At 50.8% G+C, this 20,088-nt stretch carries 19 protein-coding genes and 1 other annotated feature; of the genes, 1 reads left to right on the forward strand and 18 read right to left on the reverse strand.

Translation table 11 applies throughout. The annotated features are described in order from the left end of the window. Positions 1–51: 51 nt before the first annotated feature. Positions 52–322 (reverse strand) — a binding site (T-box leader). Between the two features lie 102 nt (positions 323–424). The 18 genes from Q5741_RS03655 to Q5741_RS03740 all read right to left on the reverse strand — a co-directional run bounded on the left by Q5741_RS03655 (position 425) and on the right by Q5741_RS03740 (position 18,857). Further along, positions 425–3,460, reverse strand: a complete 3,036-nt coding sequence (locus tag Q5741_RS03655) for a DUF5704 domain-containing protein (RefSeq protein ID WP_305022664.1) — start codon at positions 3,458–3,460, stop codon at positions 425–427. A gap of 611 nt (positions 3,461–4,071) precedes the next feature. Beyond that, the gene (locus tag Q5741_RS03660; RefSeq protein ID WP_305022665.1) at positions 4,072–5,319 is read right to left on the reverse strand and encodes an S-layer homology domain-containing protein; all 1,248 of its coding nucleotides are present in this window, start codon (positions 5,317–5,319) and stop codon (positions 4,072–4,074) included. 184 nt (positions 5,320–5,503) lie between these two features. Beyond that, positions 5,504–6,277: a class I SAM-dependent DNA methyltransferase gene (locus Q5741_RS03665; RefSeq protein ID WP_305022666.1), complete on the reverse strand. Its 774-nt coding sequence runs from the start codon at positions 6,275–6,277 to the stop codon at positions 5,504–5,506. Between the two features lie 52 nt (positions 6,278–6,329). Beyond that, positions 6,330–7,247: a CvfB family protein gene (locus Q5741_RS03670; protein WP_305022667.1), complete on the reverse strand. Its 918-nt coding sequence runs from the start codon at positions 7,245–7,247 to the stop codon at positions 6,330–6,332. Next, positions 7,244–7,591: a ribosome silencing factor gene (gene rsfS / locus Q5741_RS03675; RefSeq protein WP_305022668.1), complete on the reverse strand. Its 348-nt coding sequence runs from the start codon at positions 7,589–7,591 to the stop codon at positions 7,244–7,246. The genes Q5741_RS03670 and rsfS overlap by 4 nt, the downstream gene beginning before the upstream one ends. Beyond that, complete coding sequence (yqeK, locus tag Q5741_RS03680; RefSeq protein WP_305022669.1) at positions 7,592–8,179, reverse strand: bis(5'-nucleosyl)-tetraphosphatase (symmetrical) YqeK; 588 nt, start codon at positions 8,177–8,179, stop codon at positions 7,592–7,594. Next, positions 8,160–8,753 carry a nicotinate-nucleotide adenylyltransferase gene (nadD, locus tag Q5741_RS03685; RefSeq protein WP_305022670.1) on the reverse strand — a complete coding sequence of 198 codons (594 nt, stop codon included), beginning with the start codon at positions 8,751–8,753 and terminating at the stop codon, positions 8,160–8,162. Before nadD ends, yqeK begins: the two co-directional genes overlap by 20 nt. A gap of 30 nt (positions 8,754–8,783) precedes the next feature. After that, a complete protein-coding gene (yhbY, locus tag Q5741_RS03690; RefSeq protein ID WP_305022671.1) occupies positions 8,784–9,074 on the reverse strand; it encodes a ribosome assembly RNA-binding protein YhbY in 291 nt (96 codons plus the stop codon). 186 nt (positions 9,075–9,260) lie between these two features. Next, on the reverse strand, positions 9,261–10,160 hold the full coding sequence (aroE, locus tag Q5741_RS03695) for a shikimate dehydrogenase (RefSeq protein WP_305022672.1): 900 nt from the start codon (positions 10,158–10,160) through the stop codon (positions 9,261–9,263). Positions 10,161–10,192: 32 nt separating this feature from the next. Next, complete coding sequence (yqeH, locus tag Q5741_RS03700; RefSeq protein WP_305022673.1) at positions 10,193–11,317, reverse strand: ribosome biogenesis GTPase YqeH; 1,125 nt, start codon at positions 11,315–11,317, stop codon at positions 10,193–10,195. Continuing rightward, positions 11,314–11,841 carry a YqeG family HAD IIIA-type phosphatase gene (locus Q5741_RS03705; RefSeq protein WP_305022674.1) on the reverse strand — a complete coding sequence of 176 codons (528 nt, stop codon included), beginning with the start codon at positions 11,839–11,841 and terminating at the stop codon, positions 11,314–11,316. Before Q5741_RS03705 ends, yqeH begins: the two co-directional genes overlap by 4 nt. A 103-nt stretch (positions 11,842–11,944) precedes the next feature. Further along, positions 11,945–14,161, reverse strand: a complete 2,217-nt coding sequence (locus Q5741_RS03710) for a DUF4129 domain-containing transglutaminase family protein (protein ID WP_305022675.1) — start codon at positions 14,159–14,161, stop codon at positions 11,945–11,947. Beyond that, a complete protein-coding gene (locus tag Q5741_RS03715) occupies positions 14,158–15,405 on the reverse strand; it encodes a DUF58 domain-containing protein (protein WP_305022676.1) in 1,248 nt (415 codons plus the stop codon). The genes Q5741_RS03710 and Q5741_RS03715 overlap by 4 nt, the downstream gene beginning before the upstream one ends. A gap of 3 nt (positions 15,406–15,408) precedes the next feature. After that, positions 15,409–16,368: an AAA family ATPase gene (locus Q5741_RS03720; protein ID WP_305022677.1), complete on the reverse strand. Its 960-nt coding sequence runs from the start codon at positions 16,366–16,368 to the stop codon at positions 15,409–15,411. A 257-nt stretch (positions 16,369–16,625) separates the two neighbouring features. Beyond that, a complete protein-coding gene (gene spoVAE / locus Q5741_RS03725) occupies positions 16,626–16,976 on the reverse strand; it encodes a stage V sporulation protein AE (protein ID WP_305022678.1) in 351 nt (116 codons plus the stop codon). Further along, complete coding sequence (spoVAD, locus tag Q5741_RS03730; protein WP_305022679.1) at positions 16,973–18,001, reverse strand: stage V sporulation protein AD; 1,029 nt, start codon at positions 17,999–18,001, stop codon at positions 16,973–16,975. Before spoVAD ends, spoVAE begins: the two co-directional genes overlap by 4 nt. After that, positions 17,998–18,507: a stage V sporulation protein AC gene (gene spoVAC / locus Q5741_RS03735; RefSeq protein WP_305022680.1), complete on the reverse strand. Its 510-nt coding sequence runs from the start codon at positions 18,505–18,507 to the stop codon at positions 17,998–18,000. The genes spoVAD and spoVAC overlap by 4 nt, the downstream gene beginning before the upstream one ends. Before the next feature lie 167 nt (positions 18,508–18,674). Then, positions 18,675–18,857, reverse strand: a complete 183-nt coding sequence (locus Q5741_RS03740; protein WP_305022681.1) for a hypothetical protein — start codon at positions 18,855–18,857, stop codon at positions 18,675–18,677. 69 nt (positions 18,858–18,926) lie between these two features. Here Q5741_RS03740 and Q5741_RS03745 point away from each other — a divergent pair, with 69 nt between their 5' ends. Continuing rightward, positions 18,927–20,000: a M42 family metallopeptidase gene (locus Q5741_RS03745; protein WP_305022682.1), complete on the forward strand. Its 1,074-nt coding sequence runs from the start codon at positions 18,927–18,929 to the stop codon at positions 19,998–20,000. Positions 20,001–20,088 lie beyond the last annotated feature (88 nt).

Below are 20,088 nucleotides of genomic sequence, written 5' to 3' on the forward strand. Positions count from 1 at the left end.
TCCTCATGTCATCTGAACATAAAAAAACCTCGCATCCCGTAGCGTGTCAGCGCTAGGGACGAGAGGTCTGATTCCCGTGGTACCACCCTAGTTAGCGGAACGACGTGCTTCGTGTTCCACTCCCTTTACACCGGTAACGGCGGTGAGCCGACGCGTTTTAAAGTATGCCGCGAAACTGACAGCCAGTCAGCATATTCGTCAGCATCCGTTCGAACGCATATCTCCGAGGCGAGTTCATCTCACATAGGCAACCGGCTTGCAGCAACCGCCGGCTCTCTGTTATGCCACTGTAGAAATTACTGATCCTCTTCATGGATTGTAAAGTCATAAGAATGGAACCATTATAATTAAGAAAATTGGAAAAGTCAACGCCGGCTCGCCTGTAAGTCTTCTTACCTGTCCTAATACGCAGATTGCCCATTGGTTAATGCGGTACCTGTGAAGCAAAGTCCCCCCGGCTGGAATGATCCGCATGATAAAAAACAACGTCTCCGTCCAGCAAGTTGAACTTATTAAAGTAAGAATCCTGCACCTGAGACCTCCCCCCTTCGAGTCTCCACTGATTCATAAGGGCAGCATGGATGTACTGCAGATGCGGCTGACCAGCATTTCCCTCCCTAAGGGTCTCCAGATTGAAATTAACGATGATATAACCATCCCGTAGAAAAACAGGATTTCTTTCGTCTAGGGTGCCCATCCTGGAAAGCTTAGTCAGATCGGTCCCCTGCTTAACCGCATAGACATCGGCGGGCAGGCTGTATTCACCATACCAGCGCTGAATAGACGCATTAGCACGATCCACGTTAACTCCTTCCGGTAAGGATGTCTTTGGTCCAATCAGGGTTCGCAGCTGGGCTGGCAGCACAAGCCAGTCATATCGGCCAATCCAGATCTTCTGCTTGGCAAACCCGGATACATACTGCTCTACATACTGAGAGAGCGTCCATTTGCTCCTGTCCTGCTGGCTCAGCAGATGGTTGTAGGTATAATGGGCCGTATCCTTCATTTCTGCTGAAGGTACATTGCGCAGCCGGTCATTCAGGATTACGTATCTCTTCTCACGATCCTGTGCGGAACCGATTTTGATCAGATTCTTACTACTAACATGCGTGTACAGGTCAACCGGGACCCTCCCGCTTCCGTTCCTGGATACAAAATAAAACTGAGGAGTAATCCGGATCCCATCCTGTGTACCGAACATATTGCCTTTGGTCTTTAGATCAAATTTAAAATGATAACCTGTCTTAATAGATATGTTCTTAAATCCCTGCTGTGGATGGCTGCCTGGTAAGATCGGCAGCATGAACGGTTTGCTGTTGCCCCGCGCCTGCCCGTCGATAGCCTGAAGCCCTGTCCAATAGGATTGGCCTGTATGCAGGCTGATGCCCTTACTTGAACGAAATACCGTTTCCCAGTTGTAATCCGCAATATCAGTAATGTGAAAATCGTATAGCCTCCCAATTACATCCACGGCGATAACGTCGGTCGCTGTATGGTTGATGAAGTCTTTATTCGCCTGTGACTCGGTAGTAAAGCCCGTAGGGGCGTTCTCAGCAATCGTGCGGAAGAGAACATTATAATAACCTTCATCCACCCACACCGGCATAAAAAAGGTTGTGCTTTTTTGATCCACCGGAATGGTGATCCATGAATTTTTCGGGTAAAATCTGCTCTTGTCTCCGTTATAGACGTCAAAAGGGAACCACACCTGCTTCTCTCTTACGTATGCGGCATAATCCCGGTTACCATACCCGGGGATATTTCGATGTTGTCCATCGGTTGGCATATAGATGGTGAACGGCCGATCTAATATGGCCGCACTGCGGCTAGCAGCAGGATTCGTCTTCTGGTTGTGCTGCTGGTCATCGGAGATAGAAGCATAGATCACGACCGGAGTATGCACCGTAACCGTGTTCAGACCGTTGATCGTAAAAGACTTGTCGCTTCCGCCCTGGATACTGCCCGGCAGCAGATAATAATAAATGGTGCCGGAGCTTGCGGTATTCAGCTTGTTCGTCAAACTTTTGCTTATCGTGTAGCCTTTACCGTAGAGCACATCCTGTCCAATAAGTGAGGGCGCAGGGATGCTAACAGGGGATGGGGCAGTCTCTGCTGTCCAGCTCGGATTCATAATAACATTTCCGTTAAAGCTAACCATGTCGTTTTTCACCTGGTTTTTGCCGACTGCAGACTCGGCTTTGCTGGTAAAGAGGCTCGCATCGTTGGGAAGTGAAGGCCTGGAGTAGCCGCCGTCCTTAGTCTCGCTTCCTAAATCCTGTGCAGAGCAGCTGGCCGTCTGAACATGGTCCTTCACGCCATCACTGCTGCTGGAAAGAACTTCAGGAGCCGTGTAATTGGCAGGACGCAAGGTTACCCCTCCATTAGGCAGCGCGTAGTTAGATACAGCTGCTTTCCCTAATCGATACACCTCAAGATTATCCACTTTCCAGTATGAAAAGTTCCTTGTTATCTGTATTTTTTTCTCCACCACCTGTGTATCCTGCTGCGGGGTATCGGGTGTTCCTGGACTGGTGGCAGTGGGTGGTGTGCCTTTAATTTTCCAGGTGAGCACATAGGTTTTTTTGACTGGTACGGTGTATGTCACCTGACCTCTCATATTACCAAAACGGTGCTGAACCAGATAATTGAGCCCAAAGATATTAGCGTAGAGATTCTCGGAGGTCGGGATTCCTTTGAACACGTCAAACTGTTCGGCGCCTCTCTGATCCGCTTTGATTGCACCAGTTGCATTCGGATTCATAAAAGACACTTGATTCACTGCTCCCTGAACAGGTGAGCCTATCGTAATCGAACACGCATTATCTGGCCCTCCTGGTCCCCCGCCTCCGCCTCCTGTACAGTTGGCTGCGGTGTAAGTCTGAGTGTCTGACGAATCAATCGCCTGACTGGCATCTACGAAGCGCCCTGTAATCTCGGTAATCCCTGCCAGGCCGGCTGCAGTAATTTTACCATCTCGGCCAATGGACGCCACTGCCGGATTGGAGCTTGTCCACGTCAAGCTTGGATGAGCAGTGAGGGTAATCGTACTCTTATCCGGCTTGGTCAGTGTTGCAGAAGCCTGCTTTGGTGTCCTGTCTGAAGTGCAAGCATTGTCTGGGAGGTGTAATGCCAGACCCGGCTCGGCGGTTACCGTAATTTCTGCTGTGTCAGAGATCAGATAGGTTCCGTTGTTCCAAATGGCGCGTACGGTGACTTTACCGGGTTTCTGTGCAGTTACCAAGCCGGAGCTGCTGACTTTAGCAATGGTATCGTCTGACGACCACCATTTGGTTTCAGTCCTTGAACTCACATCAATTGGAGTCTCCCAGATTGAGGAGCCATAATTTTTCGTTTTGACTTTGGCCGTGAGCTGCTTCGTTGCATTAACCTTAATGGTTGCATCCGGGGCAACATCAATTTCTTTCTCCTCGGTTAGGTCTCCCTCCCAGATGATATCCATTGGTGTGTAGTAGACGACCTCATATTTAGGACATCCCGCGTCAGTCTTTCCTCCGTTTGCAAAAGGATCTGCAGTAGTATATGTGTTGTAGCCGCCCGTAATCGTTCTAATTGGAACAATAGTTGATGGAAAAGGAGGAGTTGGATCGTTTACACCTTGGTAAGAATCCTGTCTACTGCGCGGCTGATAATTCACATCGCTTATACGAATTGATGTAATAGTGTTTTTATCAACCATTTTTCCATTGTACTCTTTCCACCCTCGAGCGGGCCATCGACTAAAATCAACACTATCAGGTACTTCTGTGGCTGCGGGGTAGGGAGCAGTACATGATCCAGCATTATTTGCAAAAGTAGGACCACCAACATGATCAGCCTTAAATCTCCCGTTATCTTGTTGATACCAGTAGACTCCCGGGTTACCTATTTCAGGTTCTGATTTCACTATAATTTTGTTGGGATTCTCCATAGATTTGGGTCCATAAGGATTTGTTATTTCATTTTCAGCATTTACTATCTGTGGCAATGATGTGGCAAACGAAAAAAAAAACAAGACAATCACCAAAAATAAATTTCTCTTTTTTTTCATGTTCTGACACCGCCAGTCTATTACTAATTCTCAATCTCTAGAATGCCTTCAGTATCTGACTTTAAAGAATACAACCAGTTCACTTTACTCAAAGCGGTGGATATCCAAAAACGATTTTTTTGGCCTTTTCTGATAAATTGTTTAGAACTAGTAGGAATAGTTGGTATACCGTTAGCTTCAGCTGCTTGTATGTTCACTCGATTAAATGCTATAAGCCCACTGTTAACACCGCTATTAAAAGTGATTAAATCTGCCCTATCTAGGTTTGACGTAAATGAAATGTCTGCAAAAGTTTTGTAAGCCCCTGGGGCATACATCTTTGGCATAAACAACTGTGCATAAACCCCTTTAGGCTTACTGGTTGTCGCGTCCACAACAATATAGCGATGCAGCTGCAAAATTCCTGATTTATTTTTCAAGGTAATCGTGCTCTTGGCGATATCTGAAATTTTAGCAGAACCTGTTCTGTACTTATAATTACTAATTGTCATTAAATTGGTCCCTGTTGTTCCTACTTCCCGCAGTTCATTCAAAGCTTGATATGTACTTGCATCTTTACCTTCAGTATTCATGTATCTCAACAGGATGGATGCTACTTCAGCCCGCGTCGTTGTCGCATCTGGACGAATAGATCCGTCTTCAAAACCTCCAACTACATCAGTCCCTCGCACCACCGCGATATACGGGACTTTCTCAGCACTAATTTTCCCCTGCACACCTTCCGTCGTTGGCAGCAGTGTATCTTTTGTATCCTCATATGCCTGTTTAAAAGAGTCGCTCGAACGCATTAACCCGTTCGCCATCCACTTCATCATCTCGTAACGGGTCAGCTCTGTATTAGGATTAAACCCCTTGGAGTAGTCCTCAGGCTGGATCAGCCCCTGATACAAAAGCTGTGTCAATGCAGGTTCTGCCCAGTGTCCCTTCATATTTGCAAACGGCTGCTTTCTCTCATCCGCCTTCAAACGAGTCGTACGGCTCAGGATTGCCGCAAACTCAGCCCGGGTAACCTTGGCATTCGGCCGGAATGTCCCATCCTGATAACCAGAGATCAGCTTCAGACTATGCGCCTGCTGAATGGCAGCCTCTGCCCAATGTCCCCGGATATCCTTAAAGCCGGCAGGCAGGACCGTGCTCTGAACCGCCGCATTCGTAAATGGTAAAGATACATGGCCAGCAGCTTTAACGTTCTCTTGGACCGGTGCCCCCATCGTAAGCATCGTCAGTACGGTAGAAACAGCCAACACGGAATACAGCATTTTTGTCCTCATCAAATCCATCCTCTTCTCTTAAAGTAAATGAATAAGCACATTCTAGCTTTTTTATCTGATTTTTCCAATATGAAAATAAAAAAGCGGGCTGTTCCTCCTTATGGAAGAAATCAGCCCGCGTGCTTCGCGAGAAATCAATATCATTGAGCCCATCATATAATAGAATGGAAAATAATACAAGATCCTATTTTACCGCTACAAAAAAGAGACGCTGCGCATCCTCACCGGCTTCAACCCATTCAAAGTCCGCATAAACTTTAACATCGGTGAAGCCCGCCTTGACCAGTTCCACCTTCATCCAGTCCGGATCATAGGCCCGCTGATTATGGGTTTCCTCGAAACGCTGGTACATATCTCGTCCCGCCTCTTCCGATCTCGCAAAGATGCTGAGATGATGCTCAATCTCACGGCGTCCTGCATCATAGTCACAGGTCCAGATATAGGATACCGAGCGCTCATCAAGAACAAATGGCTGTTCTTCATCATAACGGACCAATGTATTCGGATGATGCACGTCAAAAAGGAACGTCCCTCCCGGTTTTAACCCTTTATAGGTCTGACGGAAGGTAGCGATAATATCGTCTTCATTGAGAAGATAATTAACGCAATCACAAAAAGAAATCACGCTGTCTACCATCTCAGGCAGACGCCATTCCCGCATATCCTGCTGCAGCCAGCGCACACTGCCTTCCCGGAACAGGCGATGCCCCTGCGGGGTCGCTTCCATTTTACGCCGGGCCACAGACAGCATATCAGCCGACAGATCGATCCCGCTGACCTCGAATCCCGAGTTTACCAACGGAATCGTGATGGAGCCTGTCCCGCAGCCGAGCTCGGCCACCGTTTTGGGCATACCATATTTCTCCCAGGCCGTACGTGCAAATCTCAGCCAATCGGGATAAGGCATGTCCTCCATCAACTCATCGTATACGTAAGCGAATCTCCGGTATGATGCCATGTTACACCGCACTTTCTAGAACCTGTTTCTCAGCTGTATCAGCCGGTAATTATTACTCGTTCGAAGACGATCCTGGAGCATCATTTGCCTGGCTGCGATCTGCCAGATACGTCCAGTTTTCCTTCTGGGTAACCTTGCCTTCCTTCATGAGCTTGCCTAGTGCTCTTTTGAACGCAGACTTACTGATGCCAAAACGCTGCTTGATAATATCCGGCGGGGTTGCATCAGAATACGGCATGCCGCCGCCCGGTCGTTCCTTAAGGAAATCGAGCAGACGATCTGCATCCTCTACGCGACCCACTTCCTTGCGCTCTGACATCCCCAGATTCACACGCCCATCCTCACGGACAAGAGTCACTCTGACGCGAACCTCTTCCCCAAGACGAAGCATCCGAGGACGTTCCGATGCGTGAATCATGCCGATCGCGCCAAAGCCCAGCACGCCCCCGTCAACAATGACGAAGGTTCCCATCTGCAATGGTCTGTACACCGTAGCCTGTACCCACTGGTTCAGCCACGAGGAGGGAGCGTGAAACGCCCGTGGCGCCAGTTCCTGCTCACCTGCGAGCTTTGCACGCAGACGTCCCTGTTTGTCATGCTCCATGATGACGAATACGTGGTCACCGACCTTCGGATGAAGTTCCTTGATCTCAGGCAGCTCCCGGATCGGCAGCAGCAGCTGACGCCCCAGTCCCATCTCGAGGAAGCAGCCCAGACGCGGATGCACATCTGCCACCTGCAGCTTAGCCAGCTCACCCAGTGACAGATAAGGACGTTTCATAGTTGCGGCCAGGCGGTCCTCTGTATCGTAGAAAATAAACACGTCCAGCTGCTCACCGATGGCGATTTTACGCGTCAATTCAGTATAATGCAGCAGCACATCCTGGTCCCCGGAAGACAGGAAGTAACCAAAAGGCGATACTTCGCGGGCAACAGGAAGCGTAACATAAGTACCAGCAATCAGACTCATACCGTCTCCACAACCTTGGCATCTGACCACAGACGCTCAATATTATAATATTCACGCTCATCGCGGTGGAAGACATGGACAACCACATCACCCAGATCCATCAGCACCCAGCGGGCAGAATCCAGACCTTCTACGCCGCGGACTACGCCGCCGGCCTCGTGGACACGTTTGCGGATTTCCGTCACGATGGATTGCACCTGTGTATCGGAATTACCGTGACAGATTACAAAATAATCAGCCACCATGGAAACGCCGCGCAGATCCAGTGCTACGATGTTCATTGCTTTTTTGTCATCAGCAGCCGTAACTGCCATATTCATCAATTCATTTGGTTTTAATGTCATTCATGAACCTCCAGTAGGTATCAAATGTTGGATCAAATCATTACGTGAAAGAACCGTCAATGGATAGATTACCCGCTGCTGCTGCAGCAGGAAGCTGATCGTCGAATCAAACCCCGCGATCAAAGCCTTTTCAAGGCTATGTTGAGCCAGTTCACGGATATTATTCACGCCAGGGAAATCCCGCCCTGGTTCTATGTAATCCGCAAGGCAGACTACTTTATCCAGAAGGCTCATCCCGACCCTTCCTGACGTATGCCAGCGAATGGCATCCAGTATATCCGGATCCTCAATTCCGTAATCACGGCGGGCTACAAGTGCGCCTACTTCCGAGTGCCATAGCTGCTTATCATGATTCAGCAGGTCCTGATTCAGCTCGGGATTGTCCCGGATGACCTGCTCCATATCCTTTACCGGCCAATATTTGGCCACATCATGCAGAATTGCCGCCAGATCGGCTTTTGCCGGATCTGCACCGAATCGTTCAGCCAGCTTGACAGCCGTCTCCATGACGCCCAGCGTATGCTTCCAGCGTTTCTCCGGCATTTGTCCGGATACGGCCGCCATCAACTCATCCCTGCTGTATCGCATAGATTCCGCTCCCTATAATGTATTCGTACACACGATCCGGGACAAGGTAACGGATGGACCGCCCCTCGGCCGCACGTTCGCGAATGGAAGTCGAGGATACGTCCATTTCAGGCATTTCAGCCAGATGGACCCTGTCCTGAAGATAGTCTGGAAGCGTCTGCAGCTGAAGCTTGTATCCAGGACGTTCGACGCCTATAAATTCAAGCCGCTGCGCCAGCTCTTCGATCTCTTCCCATTTCGGCAGATAATTCACCATGTCCGCTCCGATAATAAAATAAAAACGGATCTCCGGATACATCTGCTGTAGCTCGCGGATGGTGTTAATGGTGTATGAGACTCCACCACGCTTGATCTCGAGATCCAGAACCGAGAACTGAGGGTGACTATCGACCGCTGCATGCGTCATGTCCAGCCTCTGCTCTCCAGTAGCGCCTGCTTCATGCTTGTGCGGCGGAATATGAGAAGGCATAAACCAGACTTCATCCAGATCATGCGTATCCCTCGCTGATTCCGCTGCAAGCAGGTGCCCCATGTGAATAGGATCAAAAGTACCGCCCATCAGACCCACTTTCATCTCATCACCGCCTCTAATGTCTGCCGGGTCTTATGGCAGTTCGATCTGCTTGTGATCCCGTGACGGCTTGTACAGAATAATAACGCTGCCGATGACCTGTACAAGTTCGGAACCTGTCTGCTCCGCCAGCTCTGCCGCAATATCGTGTTTGTCCTCCAGGCAGTTGTTCAGAACAGAGACTTTCATCAGCTCGCGCTTCTCGATCGCATCATTAATGTGACGCATGAGATGCTCATTGGTTCCCCCTTTACCCACCTGAAAAATGGGGTCAAGATGGTGTGCGAGGGAACGTAAGTAACGCTTTTGCTTGCCGGTTAACATAAATATTCTTTAACTCCTTTATCGCTTCTGCCCGTCAGTATCAGCTGCAGGCAGTAACATTCTTCTTATTTGACAATCCGCTGCAGAAACTCTCCATACAGGAATCTGCTTATATATTGTACCATCGAACATGCAAAAATGAATGGCTCACAGAGCCATTCTGCAAAATTAATCCCTCTGGGGACATTAGCTTTCCTTATTCAGACTGGACAGCACGGTGGCTCTCATTGTCTCTACAGAAGGAGCAAACCCGAACCAGTATTCGAACGCGATGGCTCCTTGATTAATAAACATGCCGAGTCCACCATGAGTTGTACAGCCCAGACGAGCTGCTTCACGAAGAAGCTTCGTCTCCAGAGGATTATAAATCAGGTCGCTGACCACTGCAGAGGAACGCAGCCCTTCCAGCTGTAATGCCATTTGATCGGTATGCGGATGCATCCCTACAGAGGTCGTATTAATCAGAACATCGACAACAGGCAGCCAATGCACGGCATCCTCGTAGGTGCAGCTCGTCATCAAAGCCAGATCAGACCACTCCTGTACCAGCGCTTCTGCTTTGTCTCGTGTCCGGTTCACAATGATGATCTTCGCCGGCTTCTCCTGGGCCAGAGCATAGATGATTCCCCGTGCTGCACCACCAGCACCCAATACCATGAAGGTCTTGCCTGCCAGTACGGGAACGGCTTCATCCTTCAGGGAGCGGACGTATCCCCGTCCATCCGTATTATAGCCCTTTAGTGTACCATGATCATTCACAACCGTATTCACGGCTCCGATCCGGCGGGCCTCCTCATCAATCTCATCCAGATAGTCCATAACAGCAACTTTATGGGGGATTGTCACATTGACTCCGCGAAAATTGAGCGTCTTGACAGCAAGGAGAGCCGCCTCCAGACTGCTGTCAGTAACTTCAAGCGGCACGTAGGCACCGGTAATGCCTGCCTTCTGCAGCGCAGCCTGATGCATCGCCGGTGACTTGGAATGACCAATCGGGTCACCCATAACTCCCAGCAGCACTCTGCCTCCGTTATGAACCCCTTTACCCGGAGCTTGAACTATGGTCTGTTGATCCTTCGTGCTCATGTTTTACCCTCCTCAGCTTCCATTGACACCGATCAAATCAGCGAAGGGCGAACCAATACACGAATGCCTCGTGGAGCATGAACCGCGATCAGCGCACCGTTCGTCCCGTTAATCCGGATCCAGCCGAGCCCCGAAATAAATACATCCGACTGGGAATTACGCGAAATGCGGAATTCATGACGTGTCCATTCCGGCATCTCATCCAGTTCTTCCTTCGTAGGCGGCGACAGCAGTTCCCCAGCATGCTCTGCGAACAGCTGATCCGCACGTTCCAGCTTCGTACGGTGAATACCAAGACCGCTGCCAATGTAGCAGGTGAAGGACTGATGTTCCCCTTCTATAAAATCAAACCGGGCCATTGCGCCGAAAAACAGCGTCTGGCCAGCATTTAATTGATATACAGCCGGCTTCAGAGGTTTGTCCGGCATCAGAATTCCCAGGTTCCTGCGGGATACGATCTCACTGAAACGCCATGGATAAACGATCCCCGGCGTATCGATAATAGCCCGTCCGTCATCCAGCGGAATATTGACCATATCCAGTGTCGTTCCGGGATAACGTGAAGTCGTCAGCTCCTGCTCCAGATCACTGTAATCCCGGATCAGGCGGTTGATCAGTGTGGACTTGCCGACATTCGTTGCACCCACCACATACACGTCACGATCCCCGCGGTATTCGGCTACGGCCTCCAGCAGACGGTCAAATCCCTGATTTTTGCGGGCACTGCATAATACAATATCCACGGTCTTCAAGCCTTGTTCTTTGGCTTGATGCTGTACCCAGTTACGAATCTTGTTCCAATTGCTTACCTTCGGCAGCAGATCAATCTTGTTCACTACAAGCAGGACCGGATTGTTGCCTACAAACCGCTGCAGACCCGAGATCATGCTCCCTTCAAAATCAAACAAGTCTACGATATGAATGACTAGTGCATCCTTATCGCCGATCTTGCTTAGCAGCGCCAGGAATTCATCCTGATCCACTGTTACAGAAGAAGCTTCATTATAATTTTTGATGCGGAAACAGCGTTGGCAGATTACCGGTTCACGTTCGAGCGCCTTCTCCGGCAGATAGCCTGGCTGATCCGGGTTCTCTGTTTGGAGCGGAATCCCGCACCCACTGCATCTGACGGCAAGGCCGTCTAATCGTTCTGTCATTTCCTTTTTTCCTCCTCCATCCATAAACCCTTCTTGCGCAAGCGTGTTAAGGCAATCCGTTCAACCTGACGATTAATCCGTGTAAAAAAGCCCTCGTCCCCGATTGAGATCGGTAGTACCAGGACCGTATACAATCCGAGTCGGTTGCCGCCATACACGTCAGTCAGCATCTGGTCACCGACAACAACCGTCTGTTCCGGTGTCAGCTCCATCATCTTCATCGCCTTGCGGAACGGCGCATTGGAAGGCTTGCGTGCTTCATGCACATATTGAATGTCCAGCGGTGTCGCAAACAGCGATACGCGGTTCAATTTGTTGTTGGATACAATCACCAGCTGGAATCCGGCCTGCTTGACCTTCTCGAACCAGACGACCAGCTCCGGTGTCGCGTTGGGAGCTTTGGCTCCTACCAGCGTATTATCCAGGTCTGTAATAATACCGCGGTAGCCTTGCTTGTACAACGCTTCCAGATCGATATCAAAAACGGTATTTACCCGTAATTTAGGCATTAACATTTCAAACAAACTGGGTCACCTCGGTTTCATACGACAAACTATACCATAATCTTGGTAGTTAGTAAAAAGCCGTCCGCGGCTGCGGACGGCGGTCTGACACAGGTTACTGGGCTTATGCGCGCGCTGCTTTGAAGCTCTTGCGAAGCTGACCTGCATAGGCCTGTACTGTTCTCCATTCCTCATCGGTTACCGAGGCAGGACTGTACCTTGCTTTCTCGAAGAGAGACAGCAGCTGAGCCAAAATTCCACGCACCTCCGGAGAGGAATCGCCCCACCGCTGAACAGATTCACGCAATGTTTCGTGGGTTCCTCTTTGCAGACCTTTACGCCTCAGATACCGCATCCAGCGCTCGGTCTCCACGACAACCTTCTCATCCGCCGACAGCGGCTTGCCCTTACGGAACTGAAGCAGTGCGAAGTGAAGGGTCACACGGTTGCGCCAGACAATATATGCCCCCCATAGGATGAGCACAGCCACTGCTGCCCATACAACAATAGCCGTGTAAGGGGAAGACGGCTCATCCACCGCCGGCGTCTGTTCAGGCTGATCTGGTGTCGGCGTCTGCTCCTGCGGCTCGTCCTCGGGCTGATCCACAGGTGCAGACGAATCCTCCTGCTGAGTTAGCAGCGGCATATTGAAACCGGGTGTCGCTTCCACCGGAATCCAGCCGTACTGCTCGCCAAAATAAATCTCGGCCCAGGAGTGGGCATCTGCATTCGTTACCGTGTAGGTGGTACGGGCGTCCGAATCACCGTTATTATTCAACTCGTCTCCAAATGAAGCTTGCCCCGGAGCATACCCTTTTACCCATCGGGCCGGAATATCCAGCGAGCGGGCCATCATCACAAGAGCCGTGGAGTAATAATCACAATACCCCTCCTGAATCTCAAAAAGAAAGCTGTATACAAAATCCTGGCTTTTCTTGCGTGACAGATCCGGATTATTCGTATACGGGTATTTTTGCTGCAGGTACTGCTGAAGCAGCGCCACCTTTTCATAAGGCGTATTGGCCGAGGCTGTAATATCCTTCGCCAGCTGGGACACCTGCTCAGGGAAGTTACTAGGAACCTGCAAATAATCCTGATCCAGCGAACCATTGTACAGCTGCTCGTAAGTCCGCGTCCGAAGCTGCTGTTCCGGAATAATCGGAAGACGTGAAACCACGGTGTAGGATCTCGGATATCCAGGGTCCGACGAAGTGCTGTTCCAGTGAAGCTCAGCCTGCTGAGGCTTCCAGCGCATGGAGGATACCGGGAACTGGCTGTCGAGAGAGTCCACCTGACGGATGGCATAGGCGCCGAACATCACCGGATATACCTGATCATTCAGCATGGTTACCGTCTGTGTTACCTGCTTGCCGGGCAGCGAGGAGCCCTCGTTGTTCGTCAGCGTCTGCTCGGTTTCAACATCCTCGTAAGAACGGCGGCTGCCCGGCCGGTCCACCCAGCCGGAGCCAGAATACGTCATTCTCGTCTCGCCGCGCCAATAACTGCGGTCGGTTGATTGAATTTTCATCACAGGAGAGTAATCAAAATTAAACCCGCCCCCCAGGGAATCGTCATCCCGGCTGTAACCCGACTCGGTTGAGCCTTGTCCACCGCTCACGTTACCATTCAGAGATACGTTCGTCGTACCTGCCCCGTTAACATTAATAAATGCAGTATACGGATCGGTAAGAGTCGGGGGTACTTCAGGCATATTCACACCAGCGACAATGATGAGAGCAAAAATAATTGCGATATTAGAAGCAATTTTGAGCGGTGAACGGCGCAAATGCTTCCATCCCTGCGGATACCGCTGTTTGAATTGATAAAAATGCCGTGTAACGAGCCAGGCCATTCCGGCAAACACGGTCCAAGCTACCTCTTTCCAGAGCAGAACCGGAGTAAAGGAATCCAATACAGCAAAACCCGCCACGTTCAGACCAGTAAATGCCAGAATCCTTCCCTTTGTTGTTACCGACAGCATAACACCCTCCAGGAGAATCCAAGCAATCAGCGAGAACCAGATATAAGGAGTAAGCGATGAGACCAGTTCTTCAAGATTCTTAAGCGAATGCCCGCTGAATTCATAGATAGCATAAGTATGAAGGGTTCGGAACAACATATAAAAAACGGCAGCTGCCTTGAGAAGCAGCTTCCATATTGAACGAAATGGAATCAGAATCTCAATGACAGCCAGAACCGTTAATGTTCCCAATACAAGACTGGATGTTTCGTCATACCAGATGGATGACCCGAAGGAAATCCATTGGACGGCGATCACCATGATCCAAAGAACAGCAAATGCATGATGCCAGGATGAGCGCATGGCTCGGAGCCATTTCATGATATAGTTCCCCCTCCCATCACCGTAGGCAGCTCCTGCAGCTGATTCACTGAGAAGCTCTTAATGCCTCTCATCCGCAGCATCGCAGTCCACTCCGAATTCGTCTGCGATTCCGCTGTCTGAATGCCGATATGACAGGGTGTAAAACCGCGGGACTCTGCCCAGCGCAGCACCTGCAAGGCTCTATCCCCGGTCAATGGAGAAATGAGGACAAAGAAGGAACCCTGCGGGAACAGGCGCAGCTGATTCTCCAGCTGTTCCTGAAGCCCCCCGCCCTTCTGCATCGACAGATCGACCAGGTGATGAAGCATACGCTGTCGGTCGGACATCCCTTCAGAAGGCGCAAACAGGCTCGTCTTGTCTCCTGCTGTACAGAGTCCAACACCCAGACGTTCGCGTGTGCCGTAATCCAGCAGGGAGGCCGTAGTAGACACGGCGAGCTCAAACTGCTCTGCACGGGTATAATGTTCGGCGATCGTATCAAGGACGAGCATGATTTTGGGAATGGATTCATGTTCAAATTCCTTGGACTTCCAGGTGCCGGTCTTGGCCGTTGCATTCCAGTGAATGCGCGACAGCCTGTCTCCATATACATAATCGCGGACCCCGTTAATCTGTGTCGTCTCCCGTCTGGATTTGGTTAACGTCGTCTGCCGCCCGGATAACCGGGAATTGCGGTCAAACAGATGCCAGTAAGGAATGAAGACACTGCGGGGCAGCACACGAAATTCGCCGGGCGCAGCGAACCGGCCTTTATGTTCCATCAGTCCGAATATATCTTCCGTTACACTTTCCGTAGCTGCAAAATGATACAGCCCCCGCTCCAGCGGCGGCGTCTGAAAGGTCAGCTCACCTTTTCCCTTCATGTTCGGGATCACGCTCTCCTCAAACGACCAGGATTCGCCTGTATGGCGTTTCAGCACATCCCGGACAATCATATAAGGCAGCGGCATGAAGCCCGGGATCTGCATGTCCAGCTGAACATGCACCTGATCGCCGGCGTGCAGCAGATCGCTGTAGCCCGGACCGGAGACGAGATGCCTGCGGCCTCTGACGCGACGGACACCACTGAATGCTCCAAGCCACAAATAGACCCCGAACAGGGTTACCATGGACAGGAGCATGAATGACGTTTTCCCGCCCTGAAACAGGACATACAGCAGGCATACCAGCCAGACAGCCAGCAGCATCCAGATTTTAAATGAGGGCTTGCCGGTCCTGCCGGCAGTCCGTATTTTGCTCATAGATTAAATCCGCTCCATTTGCACAGGCACACTGACTCTCTGCAGAATGGTCTGCAGGACCGCAGCCGAATTGGCGTGATCCAGTCTTGCCTCCGGCCGAAGCAGAATACGGTGACCCAGCACATGCGGTGCCAGCGTCTTCACATCATCCGGAATGACATATTCACGGCCCTGCAGGAATGCAAACGCCTTGGCAGCCTGCATGAAAGCCAGTGAAGCCCGGGGACTTGCTCCGAGCAGCACCGACGGATGTTCACGGGTACTGCGGACGATATCCAGCAGATAGCTTGTAACCGCCTCATCCATAAACACAAGGCGAATCTCCTTCTGAATCGCTGAGATTTGATCCATATGCGTAACCGACTGCAGCTTGTCCACAGGCTGGCCCTGCTGATGGCGCATAAGCAGCTCCTTTTCCGTGGCAGCATCCGGATAACCCAGACTAATCTTCAGCATAAACCGGTCAAGCTGCGCTTCCGGCAGCATGTAAGTCCCTTCGAAATCAATCGGGTTCTGAGTTGCACACAGCATGAACGGATGCGGCAGCTCATAGGTCTCCCCGTCCACCGTCACATTACGCTCTTCCATAACTTCCAGCAGGGCCGATTGGGTTTTGGTCGTCGCACGGTTAATTTCGTCAGCCAGCAGAATGTTGGTCATGACCGGACCTGGCCGGAAGAAAAAGCGTTCCTCGCGGGGGTGAAATACGGAGACACCTGTGATATCACTCGGCAGAATATCTGGATTACACTGAACGCGGCGGTAATCACCGCGCATCGATTTGGCCAGCGCCTTAATCATTTGCGTTTTGCCCGTACCTGGAACATCCTCAATCAGAATATGTCCGCCGGCCAGCAATGCGGTAAGAAGAAGCTGTATTTCGAAGGATTTGCCTAGAATGGCAGATTCCAGATTGGAACGTACTGCTGATACGATTTGAATGGATTCTTTGCTTACGGGCATATATTCAGAAACCTCCTAAAAGTAAATAAAGACCCTGTAACGTACAAAATGTGAACCTCATTGTATAATATCTTATGAAAATAAGACAGGTTTTCCTATTATTGTACATGATGGCGGGTTCATAGTACACTTGCCGCGAGCCTTAAACCTCTTTTTATGACCAAATACCCGGTTATACCCATGACAAAACACCCTGAAACTTGTCTCAGGGTGTTCGAATCATTTGCTCATCTATGGTTCATAAACAAGAAAAATCCTTACCCCTTCGGCCTGGCCACAAGAGCTGCAATGAAGGAGAAAATGATAGCTGCTGAAATCCCTGCACTAGTCAGACTGAACATCCCGGTGATGACACCAATCCAGCCGTCCTTCTCCAGTTCCGTCAGCGCACCATGAACGAGGGAGTTGCCGAAATTGGTAATAGGAACCGAGGCACCCGCACCTGCAAATTTGACTAACGGATCATACCATCCCACGGCATCCGCCACGGCGCCAACAACGACAAGGGTACTCATCGTATGCGCAGGCGTTAACTTGAATACATCCATCATAAGCTGTCCCACGACACAGATCAGACCGCCGATAATAAAAGCCCATACAAAGATCATTCGCTGTTCCCTCCTTCCGCTTCGAGTGCCACGGCGTGGGCCACACATGGGATCGTTTCCCCCTGCTGATAAGAAAGCGGCGACAGCAGCGCACCGGTGGCCACAACTAATATTTTTTTAAGTTCTCCCTTATTCAGGCGCCGGACCAAATGACCATACGTAACTGCAGCAGAGCATCCGCAGCCGCTTCCTCCGGCAATGACATACTTTTGTTTCTCCCGGTCAAAGATCAGCAGCCCGCAGTCGCTGAATTCCGTCTGGTCCATGGCCACACCTTCGTTCTTGAGTAGCTCCTTGGCTATAGGCAATCCGACTGAAGCAAGGTCACCGGTAATAATAAGGTCATAATAACCTGGCACCAGTCCCGTATCTTTAAAATGGGTTTTGATTGTGTCTGCAGCCGCCGGCGCCATCGCAGCCCCCATATTGAACGGATCCTTGATCCCCATGTCCATCACCCTGCCTACCGTTGCCCGCTTGATCAGCGGCCCGTTCCCCTCGCGGGCTACAACGGCGCAGCCCGATGCGGTTACGGTATACTGCGCTGTCGGCGGCTTTTGGGCACCGTATTCTGTCGGGTAGCGGAACTGTTTCTCAACCGTACAGTTATGACTTGAGGTTCCGGCCAGAACATGGTCCGCACCGCCCGAATCCACAATCAACGCGGCGAGGGCTAGGCTTTCCATCGATGTGGAGCAGGCGCCGAAGACGCCCAGATAAGGCACCGCCAGTTTACGGGCAGCAAAGGAGCTGCTGATAATCTGGTTCATGAGGTCTCCGCCAATAAAAAACTGCAGATCTTCTTTCTGAATACCTGCTTTCACCAAGGCGAGCTCTCCTGCCTGTTCGAACAAGCGGCGTTCCGCTTTCTCCCAGGTGCTCTCATTGATCTTCAAGTTGTCATAAATGTAGTCAAAGTCCAGAGACAGCGGGCCTTGTCCTTCTTCAGGGCCGACCACGGTCGCACTGGCCATTATTCGTGTACCGGATTCAAACTCCCACGTATGCCCACCGACCCGCTTCATAGATGATTTCCCCCCACGCCAAGGACTGCATAAATAATGCCGATGATAAAAGCGGCGACAGCACCAAATACGATAACTGCGCCTGCTACTTTGAACATATTGCCGCCTACACCAAGCACCAGTCCTTCGGAACGGTGCTCCAGCGCCGCCGAACACATGGAGTTGGCAAAGCCTGTTACCGGCACAGAAGTACCCGCACCTGAGAATTGAGCCATCTTGTCATACACACCAAGCGAAGTGAGAATGACCGAGATCAGTACCAGAACGGCAACGGTAGGATTACTGGCTTCCTTGGCAGTCATGTCGAAGGCTGCTTTGAAAAATTCAATGATCGCCTGACCCAACACGCAAATCAATCCGCCGACGACAAAAGCCCGCAGGCAGTTCGCGAACGCTTTCCGCTTGGGCTCATGCTTTTTGGCAATGGACTTATATTCCTCCTGGCTCAGAGACAAAGCGGGACTCTCTTTGCGGATTCCACCGCCCTGCTGGGTTGTAGATGACATACTGCGCGCACCTCCATCTTGGTATTTGATGCTTACATTATTCGCTTAGATCCTGATTGTTATGATTGGAAAAAGATCGCTCATCTTGCTTGTCCAATCGGACCCAGGACAGGACACCAGGTCCTGCCGTGAAAAGCATACATAAACCCTGACCATTCCGGTGAGTATTAAAGGAAGAAAATCGCGATGACGAGCAGCAGAAACAGAACAAGAATAAGGATAACCTGTACAGCACGTTCTACCGTTAACATGGTCGAGGACTCCCTTCCGACAGCTGCTTCTGGCAGCCCGTTATACCGTATGTACCGGGTGCAGGTACCGTGCTTGTACCTTTCCCAAGTAATGGACAATACCGGCAGATGCCTTCATACTAGAATGGATAACCACTGGTTGATTAATTTGAAGGAGTGAATAGCGAGATGGAACAGCAAACGCTGGAATTGTTCAAAACCCTAACCGAATTCCCTTCGGTTCCGGGTCATGAGCGCGAGCTTCGCGCCTGGGTCAAAGAAAAGATGTCTGCATATACGGAGGAGTTTGTACAGGATCGGCTGGGCAGCCTTTTCGGGGTGCTGCGCGGTGAGGAGAACGGTCCCAAAGTAATGGTCGCGGGTCATTTTGACGAAGTAGGCTTCCTGGTTAACGGAATTACCGAGACGGGTATGATTACATTCCAGCCGCTCGGCGGCTGGTTCAGCCAGGTCGTTCTGGCTCAGCGCCTGCAGGTAATCACGCCAAATGGACCGGTTCTTGGAATTGTAGGCTCTACCCCAACCCATCTGCTGGATGATTCCCAGCGCAACCGTCCCGTTGATCTGAAATCGATGTACCTGGATATCGGCGTAGACAGCCGGAAGGAAGCGGAAGACCTGGGCATCGTGCCTGGCACAGCCATTGTCCCGGTATGTGACTTCACCCCGCTGGCGAATCCGAAGAAAATTATGGCCAAAGCCTGGGATAACCGTTACGGTGTCGGACTGGCTATCGAGCTGCTGGAAGCCCTGCATAAGACGAAGCTGCCGAACACGATCTACTCGGGCGCTACCGTTCAGGAGGAGCTGGGCCTGCGCGGTGCGCGTACGGCAGCGAATCTGATTCAGCCGGATATCTTCTTTGCCTTGGACTGCAGTGCGGCGAACGACATGACCGGGGACAAAAAAGCCTTCGGCCACCTGGGCCACGGCGCGCTCCTGCGTGTATTTGACCCGACCATGCTGACTCACCGCGGTGTTGTGGAATATGTAAAAGATATGGCTGACACGCACAAAATCAAATATCAATACTTCATTTCACCGGGGGGTACCGATGCAGGACAAGTTCATTTGAGCGGCATCGGGGTACCATCCACCGTAATCGGTGTTTGCGCCCGCTATATCCATACTTCATCCTCCATTCTGCATACCGACGATTATGATGCAGCGAAAGAGCTGCTGATCAAGCTCGTACAGAATCTGGATCGCACCACCTTGAACACCATTATTGAACAGGCATAAGCCTGAACGTTAATAAAAAGGCCTTTCATCCGCTGCCCGAGAGCAGCCATGAAAGGCCTTTTCTATTCCCAATAAGAGTTGAAGAACG

The organism is Paenibacillus lacisoli (assembly GCF_030580655.1).
Taxonomy (GTDB): Bacteria; Bacillota; Bacilli; order Paenibacillales; family Paenibacillaceae; genus Paenibacillus; species Paenibacillus lacisoli.

Excerpts from the sequence above, each read along its gene's own strand:
- Q5741_RS03655 (WP_305022664.1), bottom strand. The coding sequence starts at position 3,460 with ATGGATATCATCTGGGAGGGAGACCTAACCGAGGAGAAAGAAATTGAT.
- Q5741_RS03660 (WP_305022665.1), bottom strand. The coding sequence starts at position 5,319 with ATGAGGACAAAAATGCTGTATTCCGTGTTGGCTGTTTCTACCGTACTG.
- Q5741_RS03665 (WP_305022666.1), bottom strand. The coding sequence starts at position 6,277 with ATGGCATCATACCGGAGATTCGCTTACGTATACGATGAGTTGATGGAG.
- Q5741_RS03670 (WP_305022667.1), bottom strand. The coding sequence starts at position 7,247 with ATGAGTCTGATTGCTGGTACTTATGTTACGCTTCCTGTTGCCCGCGAA.
- rsfS (WP_305022668.1), bottom strand. The coding sequence starts at position 7,591 with ATGACATTAAAACCAAATGAATTGATGAATATGGCAGTTACGGCTGCT.
- yqeK (WP_305022669.1), bottom strand. The coding sequence starts at position 8,179 with ATGCGATACAGCAGGGATGAGTTGATGGCGGCCGTATCCGGACAAATG.
- nadD (WP_305022670.1), bottom strand. The coding sequence starts at position 8,753 with ATGAAAGTGGGTCTGATGGGCGGTACTTTTGATCCTATTCACATGGGG.
- yhbY (WP_305022671.1), bottom strand. The coding sequence starts at position 9,074 with ATGTTAACCGGCAAGCAAAAGCGTTACTTACGTTCCCTCGCACACCAT.
- aroE (WP_305022672.1), bottom strand. The coding sequence starts at position 10,160 with ATGAGCACGAAGGATCAACAGACCATAGTTCAAGCTCCGGGTAAAGGG.
- yqeH (WP_305022673.1), bottom strand. The coding sequence starts at position 11,317 with ATGACAGAACGATTAGACGGCCTTGCCGTCAGATGCAGTGGGTGCGGG.
- Q5741_RS03710 (WP_305022675.1), bottom strand. The coding sequence starts at position 14,161 with ATGAAATGGCTCCGAGCCATGCGCTCATCCTGGCATCATGCATTTGCT.
- Q5741_RS03715 (WP_305022676.1), bottom strand. The coding sequence starts at position 15,405 with ATGAGCAAAATACGGACTGCCGGCAGGACCGGCAAGCCCTCATTTAAA.
- Q5741_RS03720 (WP_305022677.1), bottom strand. The coding sequence starts at position 16,368 with ATGCCCGTAAGCAAAGAATCCATTCAAATCGTATCAGCAGTACGTTCC.
- spoVAE (WP_305022678.1), bottom strand. The coding sequence starts at position 16,976 with ATGATCTTTGTATGGGCTTTTATTATCGGCGGTCTGATCTGTGTCGTG.
- spoVAD (WP_305022679.1), bottom strand. The coding sequence starts at position 18,001 with ATGAAGCGGGTCGGTGGGCATACGTGGGAGTTTGAATCCGGTACACGA.
- spoVAC (WP_305022680.1), bottom strand. The coding sequence starts at position 18,507 with ATGTCATCTACAACCCAGCAGGGCGGTGGAATCCGCAAAGAGAGTCCC.
- Q5741_RS03745 (WP_305022682.1), top strand. The coding sequence starts at position 18,927 with ATGGAACAGCAAACGCTGGAATTGTTCAAAACCCTAACCGAATTCCCT.